Raw genomic sequence first — 13,971 nt, 5'->3', positions numbered from 1 at the left:
ACGGTGGTCGGGTGACGACCACGGCGGAGGTTGTGAGCCGGGCCGACGAGAAGATCCGTCGCCTGGAGTCCCAGCTGGTGCGGGAGTACGGCGACGTGCCGCCGAGCCTCGTGCACGAGTGGATCGAACGCGCGCGGGCGCGGTTCGGGACAGCGCGACTGCAGGACTACGTGCCGCTGTTCGTGGCCCGCGAGGTGCGGGCGTCGGCGCGAGCGTTCCCCGTCGAGCCGACCGAGGGCACGTTCCTGTCGAGCTGGGCGCGCAACACCGCCCGTCGTCTGCTGGCAGCCGAGCTCCCACGCCGTTGGGCGCACACGGCCGGTGTCGCGCGTCGCGCTGAACGCGTCGCACGGGTCCTGCCCGAAGAAGAACGCGAGCTGCTCGTGGCCGCCGCCTGGGTGCACGACATCGGCTACGCCACCGAGCTCGAGGACACCGGTCTGCACTCGCTCGACGGCGCGCGTTACCTGCGCCGGGCGGGCGTCGCGGACCGGATCTGCGGTCTGGTCGCCCACCACTCGGGAGCCGCCGCGGTCGCCGGCCTGGTCGGGCTCGCCGAGGGCCTGGAGGAGTTCACCGACCAGCGCGGACGCCTGCGGGACGCCCTCTGGTACTGCGACATGAGCACCGGCCCGGACGGCCAGCCCACGACGGTGCAGGGCAGGCTCGCCGAGATCCGGCAGCGCCGCGGCCCCGACGACCCGGTGGTCCGCGCGCTCGCGATCAACGGCGACGAACGCCTCGCCGCGGTCCGTCGCACGCACCGGCTGCTCCGCCGCGCCGCCTGATCCGGTCGTCTACCGTGGCGGAATGCTGGACCTGAGCCCGCGGCCGGGCGACCTGGAGCCCGTCGAGACCGTCTCGACCGACGAACTGCGGGCGTTGCAGCTCGATCGGCTGCGCTGGTCGGTCCGCCACGCGTACGAGAACGTGCCGCACTACCGCGCGTCCCTCGACGCGCACGGCGTGCACCCCGACGACGTGAGGTCGCTGGAGGACCTGGCGAAGCTGCCCTTCACGTCCAAAGCGGACCTGCGGGACAACTACCCGTTCGGCATGTTCGCCGTGCCGCGCGAGGAGGTCTCCCGCGTGCACGCCTCGTCGGGCACGACCGGCAAGCCGACCGTCGTCGGCTACACGAAGGCCGACCTGGACACATGGGCGACCGTCGTGGCCCGCAGCATCCGCGCGGCCGGCGGGCGCCGTGGCCACGTCCTGCACAACGCGTACGGCTACGGCCTGTTCACCGGCGGGCTGGGCGCCCACGCGGGCGCGGAGCTGCTGGGCTGCACGGTGGTCCCGGTGTCCGGCGGCATGACCGAACGCCAGGTGCAGCTGATCCGCGACTTCGAGCCGGACGTCATCATGGTCACGCCGTCCTACATGCTCTCGATCATCGACGAGATGGAACGGCAGGGCGTCGACCCGCGCTCGACGTCGTTGAAGGTCGGCATCTTCGGCGCCGAGCCGTGGACGAACGACATGCGCGCCGAGATGGAGCGCCGCCTGGACATGCACGCGGTGGACATCTACGGCCTGTCCGAGGTGATCGGGCCCGGCGTCGCGAGCGAGTGCGTGGAGACCAAGGACGGCCTGCACGTCTGGGAGGACCACTTCTACCCGGAGATCATCGACCCGGTCACCGGCGAGGTGCTGCCCGACGGCGAGGAGGGCGAGCTCGTCTTCACCTCGCTCACCAAGCAGGCGATGCCGGTCCTGCGCTACCGCACCCGCGACCTGACCCGCCTGCTGCCGGGCACCGCGCGGTCGATGCGGCGGATCGAGAAGATCACCGGCCGCACCGACGACATGATCATCCTGCGTGGCGTGAACCTGTTCCCGACCCAGATCGAGGAGCTGATCCTCAAGGTTCCCGCGCTGTCTCCGCACTTCCAGTGCGTGCTGAACCGCACGGGCAACCTCGACGACCTGACCGTGCTGGTGGAGCACCGCGAGGACGCCTCGGCCGGCGAGGCGGGGGAGGACCTCAAACGGCTGGTGAAGAACTCGATCGGCGTCACGGTGGCGGTGGACGTCGTCGCGCCCGGCGGGATCGAGCGGTCCGTCGGCAAGATGAAGCGGATCGTGGACCGCCGGCCGAAGCGCTGACCCAGGAGCCACCTCGGGCGCGACTCGTCGAAGCAGACTTCGTCACAGGCCCAGGACGCACGAGTCACGAGCATTTACTTGAAACTTGAACTATCTTGGACGGCATGAAGAAGATCGGTTTTCTGTCGTTCGGGCACTGGACGGACAGCCCGCACTCGCAGACGAGGTCGGCGGCCGACACGTTGCTGCAGTCGATCGACCTCGCCGTGGCGGCCGAGGAGCTGGGAGCGGACGGCGCGTACTTCCGCGTGCACCACTTCGCCCGGCAGCTCGCGTCGCCGTTCCCGCTGCTCTCGGCGATCGGCGCGAAGACCGACCGCATCGAGATCGGCACCGGCGTGATCGACATGCGCTACGAGAACCCGATGTACATGGCCGAGGACGCGGGCGCCGCCGACCTCATCGCCGGCGGCAGGCTGCAGCTCGGCATCTCCCGGGGATCGCCCGAGCAGGTCATCGACGGCTGGCGGCACTTCGGCTACGGCCCCTCCGAGGGGCAGACCGAGGCCGACATGGCCCGGATGCACTCGGAGCTGTTCCTCAAGGTCATCGAGGGCGGTGGCTTCGCGGAGCCGCACCCGCGCCCGATGTTCCCGAACCCGCCCGGCCTGCTGCGCATCGAGCCGCACTCGCCCGGTCTGCGCGACCGGATCTGGTGGGGCGCGGCCACCAACGGCACCGCCGAGTGGGCGGCGAAGCTGGGCATGAACCTGATGAGCTCGACGCTGAAGTTCGACGAGGGCGGCGCGCCGTTCCACGTCCAGCAGGCCGACCAGATCAGGGCGTTCCGCAAGGCCTGGACCGAGGCCGGCTGGAAGCACGAGCCGCGGGTCTCGGTGTCGCGCAGCATCTTCGCGCTCACCACCGACCTCGACCGCATGTACTTCGGCGGCGACGGCACCAGCAAGGACTCGATCGGGTTCATCGACGGACCGAAGCAGGCGATCTTCGGCCGGTCCTACGCGGCCGAGCCCGACGTGCTGGTCGAGCAGCTCGCGGAGGACGAGGCGATCGCGGAGGCGGACACGGTGCTGCTGACGGTGCCGAACCAGCTCGGCGTCGACTTCAACGTGCACGTCCTGGAGAACATCCTGACGCACGTGGCACCGGGACTCGGCTGGCGCTGACGCACCGGGAACTACTGTCGTCGCCATGGACGTCTACTCGCGGCAGGCACAACGGTTGTGGCGGTGGGTGGACGCGCCGCAGGACGTGGAGGTCGCCGGTTTCGTCGCCCTCCAGTCCGTTCTGGACGGCGACGAGCGGGCGCGGCTGCGGGCGGACCTGAGCGACTCCGACCAGCACACCCTGATCACCTTCGCCCGCCGGATCGCGCTGGCGACGCTGCGCACCGGTGACCCGGCGGCGCTGGTCGCGGCGGTGGAGTCCCTCGCGGCGATCGACGGGGAACGGGTGGACGAGCGCGATCTCGCGGAGGCGGCCGCGCTCGTGGTCCACGCCGCGCAACGGGCCGGTGCGGAGCTGTCCGCCGCGGGCGCCGACCCCGCGGTCGCCGAGATCCTGCTCGACCTGGCCGCCGGGGAGGTCGACCTCCCCGGCGACTGGGGGTTGCGCGAGGTCACCACGCCCGACGGGGTCGTGCTGCTCCAGGACGACGGCGAGGACTACCCGCCGGAGTCCGACCTGGCGGGGCGGGCGCTGCGCGCCGCCGCGCTGCTGGAGGCCGAGGGGTATCCGCACGCCGAGGTCACCGTCGGAACCGAGCTGCCCGCGGTGTGGCTCGGCGAGGAGCACGAGGAGCTGCTCCGGTCGCTGGGGCCGGTCGCGAGCGTGCAGGCCGAACCGGAACCCGCTGCGGACGGCCGGACTGTCCACTTCGCCCTGGTGTTCCTGGCCGAGGCCGCCACCGCCGGGGACGCGGCGGCGATCGCGTCGGCGGCGGGCGAGGTGACCGGCGGGAGCACCGCCCGGCTCGGCGTCGCCGCCGGCCACCGGTGCGCGGTGCTCGTCGCCCGCCCTTCGCTCGAGGGCGCCACGCCGGTGGAGACCGCGGCCTCGCTGGAGCGGTTCCGGCCGGGGCTCACCGACCTGCTGCGCTAGTTGCCTCTATTGCTTCAGTGTTGACCGAAAGAAATCAGCGGCGGCGGTCCCGGACGTAGATCGACGACTGCTTGCCCTCGCCCGGAGTGCGGCGGTCGACCTCGAACAACGTCGTCGCGGTGATCAGGTCGCTGAGCTTCGAGTAGCCGTACGTGCGGGAGTCGAACTCGGGACGCTGCTTGGTGATGATGCTGCCGACGGCGGCGAGGGTGGCCCAGCCGTCGTCGTCCGAGGCCGCCTCGACTGCGTTGCGCAGCAGGTTGACGAGGGCGGTGTCGCCCTTGAGCTGGGCGACCGAGGTCGTCCGCTTGCGCGCCAGAGGGGTTTCGGCCGGGGCTTCGCTCTCCGGGTCGACGAGGTTCTCGACGTAGATGAACTTGTCGCAGGCCGCGACGAACGGCTTGGGCGTCTTGCGCTCGCCGAAGCCGTAGACGGTGAGGCCGGACTCGCGCAGCCGGGCGGCGAGGCGGGTGAAGTCGGAGTCGCTCGAGACGATGCAGAAGCCGTCGAAGCGGTCGGAGTAGAGCAGGTCCATCGCGTCGATGACCATCGCCGCATCGGTCGCGTTCTTGCCCGTCGTGTACGCGAACTGCTGGATCGGCTGGATCGACTGGGCCAGCAGGTGGTCCTTCCAGCCCTTGAGGTTGGTGCCGGTCCAGTCGCCGTAGGCGCGCTTGACGTGGGCGGTGCCGTACTTCGCGATCTCGGCCAGCAGCGCCTCGGTGATCGAGGGCTGGGCGTTGTCCGCGTCGATCAGCACCGCGAGTTTGACGGCACTTTCGTTGCCAGTGGCCAAGGTCGGTCGCCTTTCAGGTGTGCAGCAGCCGGCTGAGCCACGTCAGCGAGGCCGTGATCTGGTGCGGGGACAGGCCGCGCCGCCGTTGTTCCTGGTAGATCTCGGGGGCCAGCGGTGCGAGCAGGACCTCGGCCAGTCCGTCCGGGTCCGGTACCGCCGCGGCGCGCAGCAGCGTCAGCACGTGGGCCCGCCAGAAACCGTAGGCGCCCGTGGCGAACCGGGCATCGCCGGTCTCCGCTCCGAGCACCAGGTGCAGGTGTCGTTCGAGCAGGCCCGCCATGGCCGTGTAGAAGGCCGCGAGCCGTTCGGCCGGGGGAGCCCCTGGTCCGAGAGGTGGGGGACCGCCCATCAGCTGCTGTTGCAGGACGCGTTCGTGCTCGTCGAGCAGGGCCGCGGCGACGGAGGACGGGTCGGGGTAGCGGCGGTAGAGGGTGGCGCGGCCGACGCCGGCGGCACGGGCGATCTCGTCCATCGTGACCTGGCGGGCGTCCTTGGCCGCGAACAGCTCCTCGGCGGCGGCCAGGACTCGCGCCCGGTTGCGCGCGGCGTCGGCGCGTTCCTTCGCCATGGGCGGATCGTACTCGATCACCAAACAAGTGGACAGTGCGTCCAGTTCGTGTCTAGCCTGATTTAGCGGACACAGTGTCCACTTATTGGGGGTTGTCGTGCACTTCGTGCTTCTGGGGTCGGCGCTGCTGGCCGGGTGCCTGCTCGCCGTGCAGGCGTCGGCCAACCTGCAGCTGACCAGGGCGGTCGGCACGCCGTACAGGGCGTCCACGCTGCAACTCGGGCTCGCGGCCGCGGTGCTGGCACTGCTCGCGGTGGCGACCGGCACGATCGGGGCGGTCGCGCGGATACCGGACGTCGAGCCGTGGCACCTCGCCGGCGGCCTGGCCAGTCCGCTCTACATCACCAGCGGCATCCTGCTGTTCCCGAGGCTCGGCGCCCTCGCCGCCGTCGGGCTCTTCGTGACCGGCCAGATGTTCGCGTCACTCGCGCTGGACCTGTTCGGGTTGCTCGGCGTGCCGCAGAAGCCGCTCACGGCGGGGATCGTGGCCGGGGCGGTGGCGGTGCTAGCGGGCATGACGGTGCTCTCCCGGCCGGTGCGGGCGAGCGGCTGGATCGTGCTCGGCCTCGTGGCGGGAGCGGCGCTGCCGGTGCAGGGGGCGATCAACGCGAAGCTCCGCGCCGGCCTGCACGCGCCGCTCGCCGTCGCGCTGGTCAGCTTCGTCGTGGCGACCCTGGCGATCTCGGTGGTGCTGGCGTTCCAGCGCACGCCCGCACCCGAACCGATCGCGCTGAAGGGCATGCCGTGGTGGGGCTGGCTCGGCGCCGGGTGTGCGGCCGCCTACGTGACCGCGACGTTCCTGCTGATCCCGAAGATCGGCGCGGCGGCGACGGTCGCGCTCACCGTCACCGGGCAGCAGGTCGCGTCGGCCGTGATCGACCACTGTGGACTGTTCCGGATGGCGCGCAGGCCGCTCACGCCCGTCCGGGCCACCGGGCTCGCGCTGCTGGTGGTGGGGTCGCTGCTCGTCCAGTTCGCTTAGCGGACCTCCGACACATCCGCCAAAGCAACACGAACGCCCTGTTCCCGCATTACGGTGGTGAAAGAACAGGCGTGAGAGAGGCGGAACCGGGCGTGACGTCCTGGGTTGAAGTGATCAACTATGTCCGGCTGCGGTACGAGGTGCTGGAGGAGACGGACGACTGGCTGCGCTTCAGGCTCGACACTGAGGGCGAGCGGACGCAACAGGTCTCCGTGCACCACCTGCCGGACCTCGGCGGTGCCGCGTGGGTGGAGATCTCCTCCCCGGTCGGCCGTGCCGCGGACGTCGACCTGCGCCGTTTCCTCGAGCTCGCGGGCGAGTCCCAGGTGGGCGGGGCGGCCGTCGTGGACGGTCTCGCGCTGCTCAAGCACGTGGTGCCGCTGGAGGACCTGAGCGTGCGGGAGGAGTTCGAACGCCCGCTGCTGTTGCTGGTCGGCCGCGCGGACGTGATGGAGCACGCGCTGACGAGCGGCGACGCCTTCTAGCCCGGTGGCGGACGCCGCGGCCTGGGCCGAGCAGCAGGTGGCGGCGGTGCGCGACGACCCCGCCGGGCGCCTCGCGTTGATGGAACGCTGCTACCTCGGCCCGTTCGGCCAGGCGCCCCGGCACCTGCCGTTCCGGCGGGCGGCGAGGTCGTTCATGCGCTGGCAGCTGCGGCGGGGCGTGCTGAGGCCGGCGGCCGGCGCGCGTCCCGGCAGTCCGTGGTGGCGGGCGGTGAACGAGCGCATCCTCCGCGACGGCTGCGAGGCGGTGCGCCTGAGCGGAGGGCTCGGCGGGTCGCCGTCGTCGCACACGGCCGCGGCCTGGCTCGCGTTCGCGCGCGATCCCACGGCCCAGGCCTGGTACCGCGCCCACAACGGGAGCGTGGTCGCCGCCTACCTGGAGCACCGCGAGCAGGCGGGCTCCGAGAACGAGCCCGAGCGGTTCTTCATGAACGTCATCCTGTGCCGGGTGCTCTACACGCACGCGCTGGTTGCCGCGCCTCGCCTCTCGTTGAGCTGGTTGCGCGTGCTCGCGCCGTTGCTCGGCGACCCGAGGCTCGGCATGACCGGGATCTTCCTGCAGCTCTCCCGCGTGCTGCCGGACGAGTACCCGTTGCGCGACGACGTTCCGCACTACCTGGCGCAGGAGCACGGGTTCGCGCGGCTCGTGGACTTCGGGATGATCGTGCCGCGGTTGCGGCGGCTCTACGAGTGGTCGGCGGCCGAGCTGTCGGCGCCCGGCCTGCTCGACTGCGTCCGCGACGGCGCGCTGACGTACGCGTGGCGTTTCGAGGACCGGCACGTCTGGGACCCGCCGCGGTCGGTGCTGATCCCGATGATCCACCGGGTGCTGCCCGGATAGCGGATCGCACTTCCTCCGGGCGTCTTGACTGGTGAGTCGGCGTTGCCCATCGTGTGTGCCGTGACTGGACTGGAGCAGCGTTCCACCGACGTCGTGATCGTCGGTGCCGGCTACGCGGGACTGGCCGCCGCGTCCCGCCTGACGGCCGCCGGGCTCGGTGTCGAGGTCCTGGAGGCCGCGGACCGCGTGGGCGGCCGGGTGGTCAGCGAGGTGCTGCCGTCCGGGGTGCGCGTGGACCACGGTGGACAGTGGATCGGCCCGTCGCAGAAGCGGTTCCACGAGCTCGCGGCGCGGTTCGGCTGCGCGACGTTCCCGGTGCGGGGGACCGGCGCGCACGTCGAGGTCTGGCACGACGGCACCCGCGCCGACTACTCCGGTGACCTGCCGGGGTCCGGTCCCGGCGTCGCCGAGTTCGGGCGCGTCACCGCGCTGCTCGACGAGCTCGCGTCGTCCGTCGACCGGGAACAGCCGTGGCGCACACCGAACTTCGAGGTGCTCGACGAGATGTCCGCCGAGGAGTTCTTCCTCGCGCAGACCGGGGACGAGGACGCGCAGCGCAGGCTGGCGTTCTTCGTGCAGGGCGTGTGGTGCTGCGAGCCGCGGGAGATCTCGTTCTTCCACGTGCTGTTCACCCTCGCCTCGGCGGGCGGGTACGCCCCGCTGGTGGAGATCTCCGGGGGTGCGCGGGACTCCCGGTTCGCCGACGGAGGGGACGCGCCGGCGCTCGCGATGGCCGCGTCGCTGACCGTGCGGCTCGGCGACCCGGTGCGGACGGTCCGGCACGGCGAGGACGGCGTCGAGGTGGTGACCGGGGATGCGGTGGTGCGGGCGCGCCGGGTGATCGTCACCGTGCCCCCGGCGGCGCTGGGACGGATCGCGTTCGAGCCCGCGTTGCCACCCGCGCGGCGCGGCTGGGCCGGGCACACGCCGATGGGGCGGATCGCGAAGGTCCACGCGGTGTACGAGGAACCGTTCTGGCGCAGGAAGGACCGCTCCGGCATCGCCACCTTCCACGGCCGCGGCCCGGTGGGCGTGGTGTTCGACAACTCGCCGCAGGACGCGTCCCGGGGCGTGCTCGTCGCGTTCGTGCACGCCGACCGCGTCGACCGCTGGGCCGCCGCGCCCGACGACGTCCGCAGGGCCGACGTCCTCGCCGCGCTGGCCGAGGTGGCCGGCCCGCGGGCGCGCATGCCGATCGACTACGCCGAGACGGCCTGGTCCGAGGACGGCTGGACCATCGGCGGGCAGGCGTGCTTCGTGTACCCCGGCGGCTGGACGCAGTACGGCGAGCACGGCTGGCGGGCCGCGACCGGTGGGCTGCACTGGGCGGGTGCCGAGACCGCGTCCGTCTGGAACGGTCACATCGACGGCGCCATCACCTCGGGGGAGCGCGCCGCCGACGAGGTGATGGCCGCGCTGGAGATCGCCGGACCACCGGCGTGACACCGTCGCCGTTGCGACACTGGTCGCGATGACCGGTGCGGACGGGGCGGCCACGCGCGTGCGGACGGCGTTGCGGGCGGCCGCGCTGTCCCAGCGCGAGCCCCAGACGTTCCGCGTGCGGGCGGAACGCGCGTTCGGCGAGGCCACCTCGGCGCGGGACTAGCTCCGCAGACTGATCGACGTCCAGTTCCCGCTGACCGTGGACGAGTGGTCGGCCCTGCTGCACGAGTGTCGCGCGGAAGGCCTGTGCGCCGGTGCCGACGTCGAGGAACTCGCCGACCGCTTCACCGCGATCACCGACGGGCCGGCCGTCCAGATGCTCACGTCGTCGACCGGTATGAGGCCGAACCGCATGCGTTCGTTGCTGCCGCGGGCGTTCGAGCCCGAGCTCGTCCTCACCGTCTGAAGCGCCGTCTCCTCTCGCGTGAATTCCCATTTCAGGCGCTTTTAAAGGCGTGCAATGGGGTTTTGCAAACGTTGCCTGTTTCCTAATTCACGTACCTGATGTTCACATGCTCGAACATTGTTGCGGAATTCGAGATAATTGTTGACGGGGACTTGGCGGGTTATTCACAATTCGACTCCGCGGTGTGAGCCGCCCCACAACCCGCGGCCCGAACAGTTCCTGGAGGCATGCGTGTCCCGAAGTCAAGGCCTACGCCGAGCAGCAGTGCTCGGCATCGTGGGCGCAGTCGCCGCGGCGGGCATCGCCGTGCTAGTGAACGCGGCCGAACCGGCCGGTGCGGCCCCTGGCGCGGGCGCGCTCACCGGCTTGGACACCTCGGCGGGAAATCGCCGGGCACCGGTCAGCGGGTTGTACGACTGGAGCAGGGCCGGTTATCGCGGGGGCCAGAACCTGCCCGGCGCTAGCGACATCAACCCCGCTGGGGCGTGCCAGATCACCGCGGCCGAACTGGCGAGCCAGTTCACCGTGAAGCCGGACGACGGGCAGGACGACTCGGCGGGCCTGCAGGCCGCCATCGACTCGATCAGGACGACGTGTTCGCCGTCGGCGAGCTACACCAGGCTCAGCCTGATCACGTTGCCCGCCGGTGAGCTCGCGGTGTCGAGGGAGCTGCACGTCGACGCGGACTACCTGATCGTCCGCGGGGCCGGCCGGGACGCCACGAAGATCACCTTCCGGCCGGACGCGAACACCCTCTACGACGCCCTGACGCCGGACGGTTCGGACTGGGACGAGGACGGGATGACGTCCGGGCAGGGCAAGGGCGGCTGGCTGTGGCCCGGCCGCGGCCTGTTCCGCGTGCAGTCGCGCGGCGTCGACCCGGCCTACGCGAGCGACCACGCGGCGGCGCCGGAGAACCGCAAGGACATCTTCGAGGGCACGGTGAACGTGCACTGGAAGGTCGGCGCGAAGCTGCGCGCCAAGCCGGGTGACGCGGTGAACTCCGCCAAGCAGGGCGACCGCGTGGTCCACCTCGCGACCAACGCGACCATGGCGAACATGACCGTCGGGTCGTTCATCAACATCCGCGCGGCGAACTCGGTGAAGTTCTACGAGCAGCAGAAGGCCACCGACACCGAGTTCCCGATGCTGAACATGCACATGCGGGCGCAGATCTTCACGATCGCGGCCGTCGACACGGCGAACAGGACCGTGACGCTCGACAAGCCGCTGGAGTACGACGTGCCGGTGACGTCCACTTCGGACGGTTCCGCGCCGATCGCGGGCGCCGCCTACGACTCCAAGGCGTCCCCGCTGGTGGACCCGGTCGTCGGCGTCGGGTTCGAGGACTTCGGCTTCACGCAGGCGATGCCGGGCCTCAGTCAGGCCGACTCGGTCAACAACTACGGCAACATGGCTCCGGCCGCCGAGATGCACGGCATCGTGTTCAAGTGGGCGGCGAACTCGTGGGTGAAGGGCGTCCGCGCGGAGATGACCGGGTCGCACCCGATCGTCACCGAGGAGGCCAAGAACCTGCAGATCGTGAACAACGAGCTGGACGGGTCGTGGAACAAGGGCAAGGGCGGCAACGGTTACTTCCGCGGTTCGCGGGTGTGGGACTCGCTCTACGCCGGCAACACCTCGCGCAACCTGCGGCACTTCACGTTCCAGTGGTCGGCCTCCGGCAACGTGTTGGTGGGCAACGACTTCGACTCCGACCTGAACCTGCACGGCGGCTGGGAGCGCAACAACCTCTTCGAGCTCAACACCGTCCGGGTGCCCTACGCGCACCGCTCGGCCAACTGCCGCGCGAACTGCGGTGAGGAGGGCGGCGGCGGTCCGGACGACTCGAACTGGTTCCCGATCTGGTGGGGCGCGGGCAAGAAGGCCGTCAAGTGGTCCGGCGCGTCCGGTCCCCGGAACGTCTTCTTCAACAACACCATGACGAAGCAGACCGCGACCGGCGGCCCGTTCACCGACTACTACGCCGACCGCTCGCGGATCTACCAGTTCGGCTGGAGCGGCACCGCCTACCAGCACCTCGACATCGGCGGCACGCCGATCACCGACTGGGCGCGGAACGAGCAGCGCGACTTCACCGGCGGCCACGGCGTGGACGCGACCAGGACCGACTCCGCGGCGTCGCTGTTCCTCCAGTCCGTCAACGGAACCCCGCCGACCAGCAGCACCACGACCACCACGACCACGACCACCACGACCACGACCACCACGAGCACGACGACCACCACCACCACCACGACCACCACGCCGCCCTCGGGCTCCTGCCTCACCGCCAAGGTCACCCAGACCTCGGTGTGGAGCGGCGGCTACGGCGCCGACGTGACCCTGACCAACGGCTGTGCGACCGCGACGACGTCCTGGACGGTCGAGTTCGACCTGCCGTCCGGCACCAGGGTCAGCAGCTCGTGGAGCTCGGTGCGCACCAACACCGGTCAGCACTACAAGTTCACGAACGCGGGCTTCAACGGCGCGATCAAACCCGGCGCCACCACGAAGTTCGGCTTCAACGCCGCGGGCGCGGGCCTCCCGGCCGGCTGCACCGTGAACGGCAACCCCTGCGGAGGCAACTGATGGGCACCCGAGCACTGGCGCTCGCCGGCGTCGCCGCGACCGTCGCGGCCCTGCTGAACGGCACGTCCGCACAGGCCGCCGCACCCGTGCTGAAGGCGGCCGTGACGCAGACATCCGTGTGGAACGGCGGCTACGGCGCGGACGTGACGATCACCAACTCCGGTGACGCCGCGAGCACGTCGTGGACGGTCGAGTTCGACCTGCCGTCCGGCACCACGATCACCAGCTCGTGGAGCTCGGTCCGCACCTCGACCGGCCAGCACCACAAGTTCACCAACGCGGGCTTCAACGGCGCGATCAAACCGGGCGCGTCCACGAAGTTCGGCTTCAACGCCTCGGGCGGCAGCCTGCCGGTGAACTGCACGATCAACGGCGTCTCGTGCGGTGGCGGCACCACCCCGCCCACCGACACACAGGCCCCCACCGTGCCGGCAGGCCTGCGCTCCACGGGCGTGACGTCGAGCTCGGTGTCGCTGGCGTGGACCGCGTCAACCGACAACGTCGGCGTCACGGGCTACGAAGTGTTGCTGGGCAACACGGTCAGCACCACCACGACCGGTACCTCGGCCACCGTCAGTGGCCTGTCCCCGGCCACCGCGTACGCGTTCTCCGTGCGCGCCAAGGACGCGGCGGGCAACACGTCGGCGGCCTCGGCCGCCGTGAGCGCGACCACGAGCCCGGACAGCGGCGGCGGCAGCACCGTCGAGGTCGCCACCACGGCACAGCTCCAGTCCGCACTGGCCGCGGCCACCCCGGGCCAGACGATCAAGATGGCAGCAGGAACCTACCGAGGCTCGTTCGTCGCCAACGGCCGCGCCGGCACCGCGTCCCAGCGCATCACCCTGAGCGGCCCGCGCGACGCCGTGATCATCAACGACGGCCCCAGCGGCGAGGCCCCGTCCTGCCCCGCGCCCACCGCGGGCTGGGACTCCGGCTACGGCCTGTGGCTCTTCGGTTCCCCGTACTGGAACCTCACCGGCTTCACCGTGCAGGAGTCGAAGAAGGGAATCGTCCTCGACAACTCCCACCACACCACCATCGACGCGGTCTCGGTGCACCACCTCGACGAAGAAGCGGTCCACTTCCGCCGCTCCTCGGCCGACGGCATCATCCGCAACTCCACCATCACCGACACCGGCCTCGTCCAGCCCGGCTACGGCGAAGGCGTCTACCTCGGTTCCGCCAACTCCAACTGGGCCTGCCACGGCAACACCGGCGGCATCGACCGCAGCGACCGCGTCCAGGTCCTGGGCAACAAGATCGGCCCGAACGTCGCCGCCGAGGCCATCGACGTCAAGGAGGGCACCTACGACGGCGTCATCCGCGGCAACACGTTCGACGGCCAGGGCATCACGGGCCAGAACTCGGCCGACTCGTGGGTCGACGTCAAGGGCATCGGCTACGTGATCGAGGACAACACCGGCACGTTCCGCAGCCCCGGCACCTTCGCCAACGGCTACGAGACGCACAACACCAGCACCACCCCCGCGTTGCCCAACGGCTGCGGCAACACCTGGCGCAACAACCGTTCGGACCTCGGCGGCGTCGGCCAGTACGCCATCAACGTCAGCTCGGTGTCGAAGTGCGCGGCGATGCCGAACGTCGTCCACGCCTCGAACACCGTGACAGGGGCGGTGAAGGGCCTGACCAACGCACCCGTCACCCCGTGA

Annotated in this window: 14 protein-coding genes; 12 read left to right on the top strand and 2 right to left on the bottom strand. The window is 70.9% G+C overall.

What is annotated here, in order from left to right:
- The first annotated feature begins 11 nt into the window (after positions 1 to 11).
- From ACWF7A_RS01355 to ACWF7A_RS01340, 4 genes are all read left to right on the top strand, one after another.
- The gene (locus ACWF7A_RS01355; RefSeq protein ID WP_452248393.1) at positions 12 to 788 is read left to right on the top strand and encodes an HD domain-containing protein; all 777 of its coding nucleotides are present in this window, start codon (positions 12 to 14) and stop codon (positions 786 to 788) included.
- A gap of 22 nt (positions 789 to 810) precedes the next feature.
- Positions 811 to 2,109 (top strand): phenylacetate--CoA ligase PaaK, encoded by a 1,299-nt coding sequence (gene paaK / locus ACWF7A_RS01350; protein WP_452248392.1) that lies wholly within the window; start codon positions 811 to 813, stop codon positions 2,107 to 2,109.
- Positions 2,110 to 2,213: 104 nt separating this feature from the next.
- Positions 2,214 to 3,236, top strand: a complete 1,023-nt coding sequence (locus ACWF7A_RS01345; protein WP_452248391.1) for an LLM class flavin-dependent oxidoreductase — start codon at positions 2,214 to 2,216, stop codon at positions 3,234 to 3,236.
- A gap of 25 nt (positions 3,237 to 3,261) precedes the next feature.
- Positions 3,262 to 4,170, top strand: coding sequence for a hypothetical protein (locus ACWF7A_RS01340; RefSeq protein ID WP_452248390.1), 909 nt, complete (start codon positions 3,262 to 3,264; stop codon positions 4,168 to 4,170).
- 34 nt (positions 4,171 to 4,204) lie between these two features.
- Here ACWF7A_RS01340 and ACWF7A_RS01335 read toward each other — a convergent pair whose 3' ends face one another.
- Both ACWF7A_RS01335 and ACWF7A_RS01330 read right to left on the bottom strand, forming a co-directional pair.
- A complete protein-coding gene (locus tag ACWF7A_RS01335) occupies positions 4,205 to 4,966 on the bottom strand; it encodes an NYN domain-containing protein (protein ID WP_452248389.1) in 762 nt (253 codons plus the stop codon).
- 13 nt (positions 4,967 to 4,979) lie between these two features.
- Complete coding sequence (locus ACWF7A_RS01330) at positions 4,980 to 5,534, bottom strand: TetR/AcrR family transcriptional regulator (RefSeq protein ID WP_452248388.1); 555 nt, start codon at positions 5,532 to 5,534, stop codon at positions 4,980 to 4,982.
- A gap of 97 nt (positions 5,535 to 5,631) precedes the next feature.
- Here ACWF7A_RS01330 and ACWF7A_RS01325 point away from each other — a divergent pair, with 97 nt between their 5' ends.
- The 8 genes from ACWF7A_RS01325 (at position 5,632) to ACWF7A_RS01290 (ending at position 13,971) form a co-directional block, all read left to right on the top strand.
- Positions 5,632 to 6,516 carry a DMT family transporter gene (locus tag ACWF7A_RS01325; protein ID WP_452248387.1) on the top strand — a complete coding sequence of 295 codons (885 nt, stop codon included), beginning with the start codon at positions 5,632 to 5,634 and terminating at the stop codon, positions 6,514 to 6,516.
- A gap of 92 nt (positions 6,517 to 6,608) precedes the next feature.
- Positions 6,609 to 7,001, top strand: coding sequence for a hypothetical protein (locus ACWF7A_RS01320; protein WP_452248386.1), 393 nt, complete (start codon positions 6,609 to 6,611; stop codon positions 6,999 to 7,001).
- Between the two features lie 4 nt (positions 7,002 to 7,005).
- Entirely contained in the window at positions 7,006 to 7,860 is an 855-nt protein-coding gene (locus tag ACWF7A_RS01315) for a hypothetical protein (protein WP_452248385.1), read from the top strand.
- 60 nt (positions 7,861 to 7,920) lie between these two features.
- Positions 7,921 to 9,303, top strand: a complete 1,383-nt coding sequence (locus ACWF7A_RS01310; RefSeq protein ID WP_452248384.1) for a flavin monoamine oxidase family protein — start codon at positions 7,921 to 7,923, stop codon at positions 9,301 to 9,303.
- Positions 9,304 to 9,331: 28 nt separating this feature from the next.
- Positions 9,332 to 9,466, top strand: coding sequence for a hypothetical protein (locus ACWF7A_RS01305; protein WP_452248383.1), 135 nt, complete (start codon positions 9,332 to 9,334; stop codon positions 9,464 to 9,466).
- A 36-nt stretch (positions 9,467 to 9,502) separates the two neighbouring features.
- Positions 9,503 to 9,709 (top strand): TetR family transcriptional regulator C-terminal domain-containing protein, encoded by a 207-nt coding sequence (locus tag ACWF7A_RS01300; RefSeq protein ID WP_452248382.1) that lies wholly within the window; start codon positions 9,503 to 9,505, stop codon positions 9,707 to 9,709.
- 264 nt (positions 9,710 to 9,973) lie between these two features.
- On the top strand, positions 9,974 to 12,301 hold the full coding sequence (locus ACWF7A_RS01295) for a cellulose binding domain-containing protein (protein WP_452248381.1): 2,328 nt from the start codon (positions 9,974 to 9,976) through the stop codon (positions 12,299 to 12,301).
- Positions 12,301 to 13,971, top strand: coding sequence for a cellulose binding domain-containing protein (locus ACWF7A_RS01290; RefSeq protein ID WP_452248380.1), 1,671 nt, complete (start codon positions 12,301 to 12,303; stop codon positions 13,969 to 13,971). Before ACWF7A_RS01295 ends, ACWF7A_RS01290 begins: the two co-directional genes overlap by 1 nt.

The organism is Lentzea sp. NPDC055074 (assembly GCF_053608005.1).
Note: the sequence above shows the minus strand (reverse complement) of the source record. Positions and strands in the feature narration are given on the sequence as shown.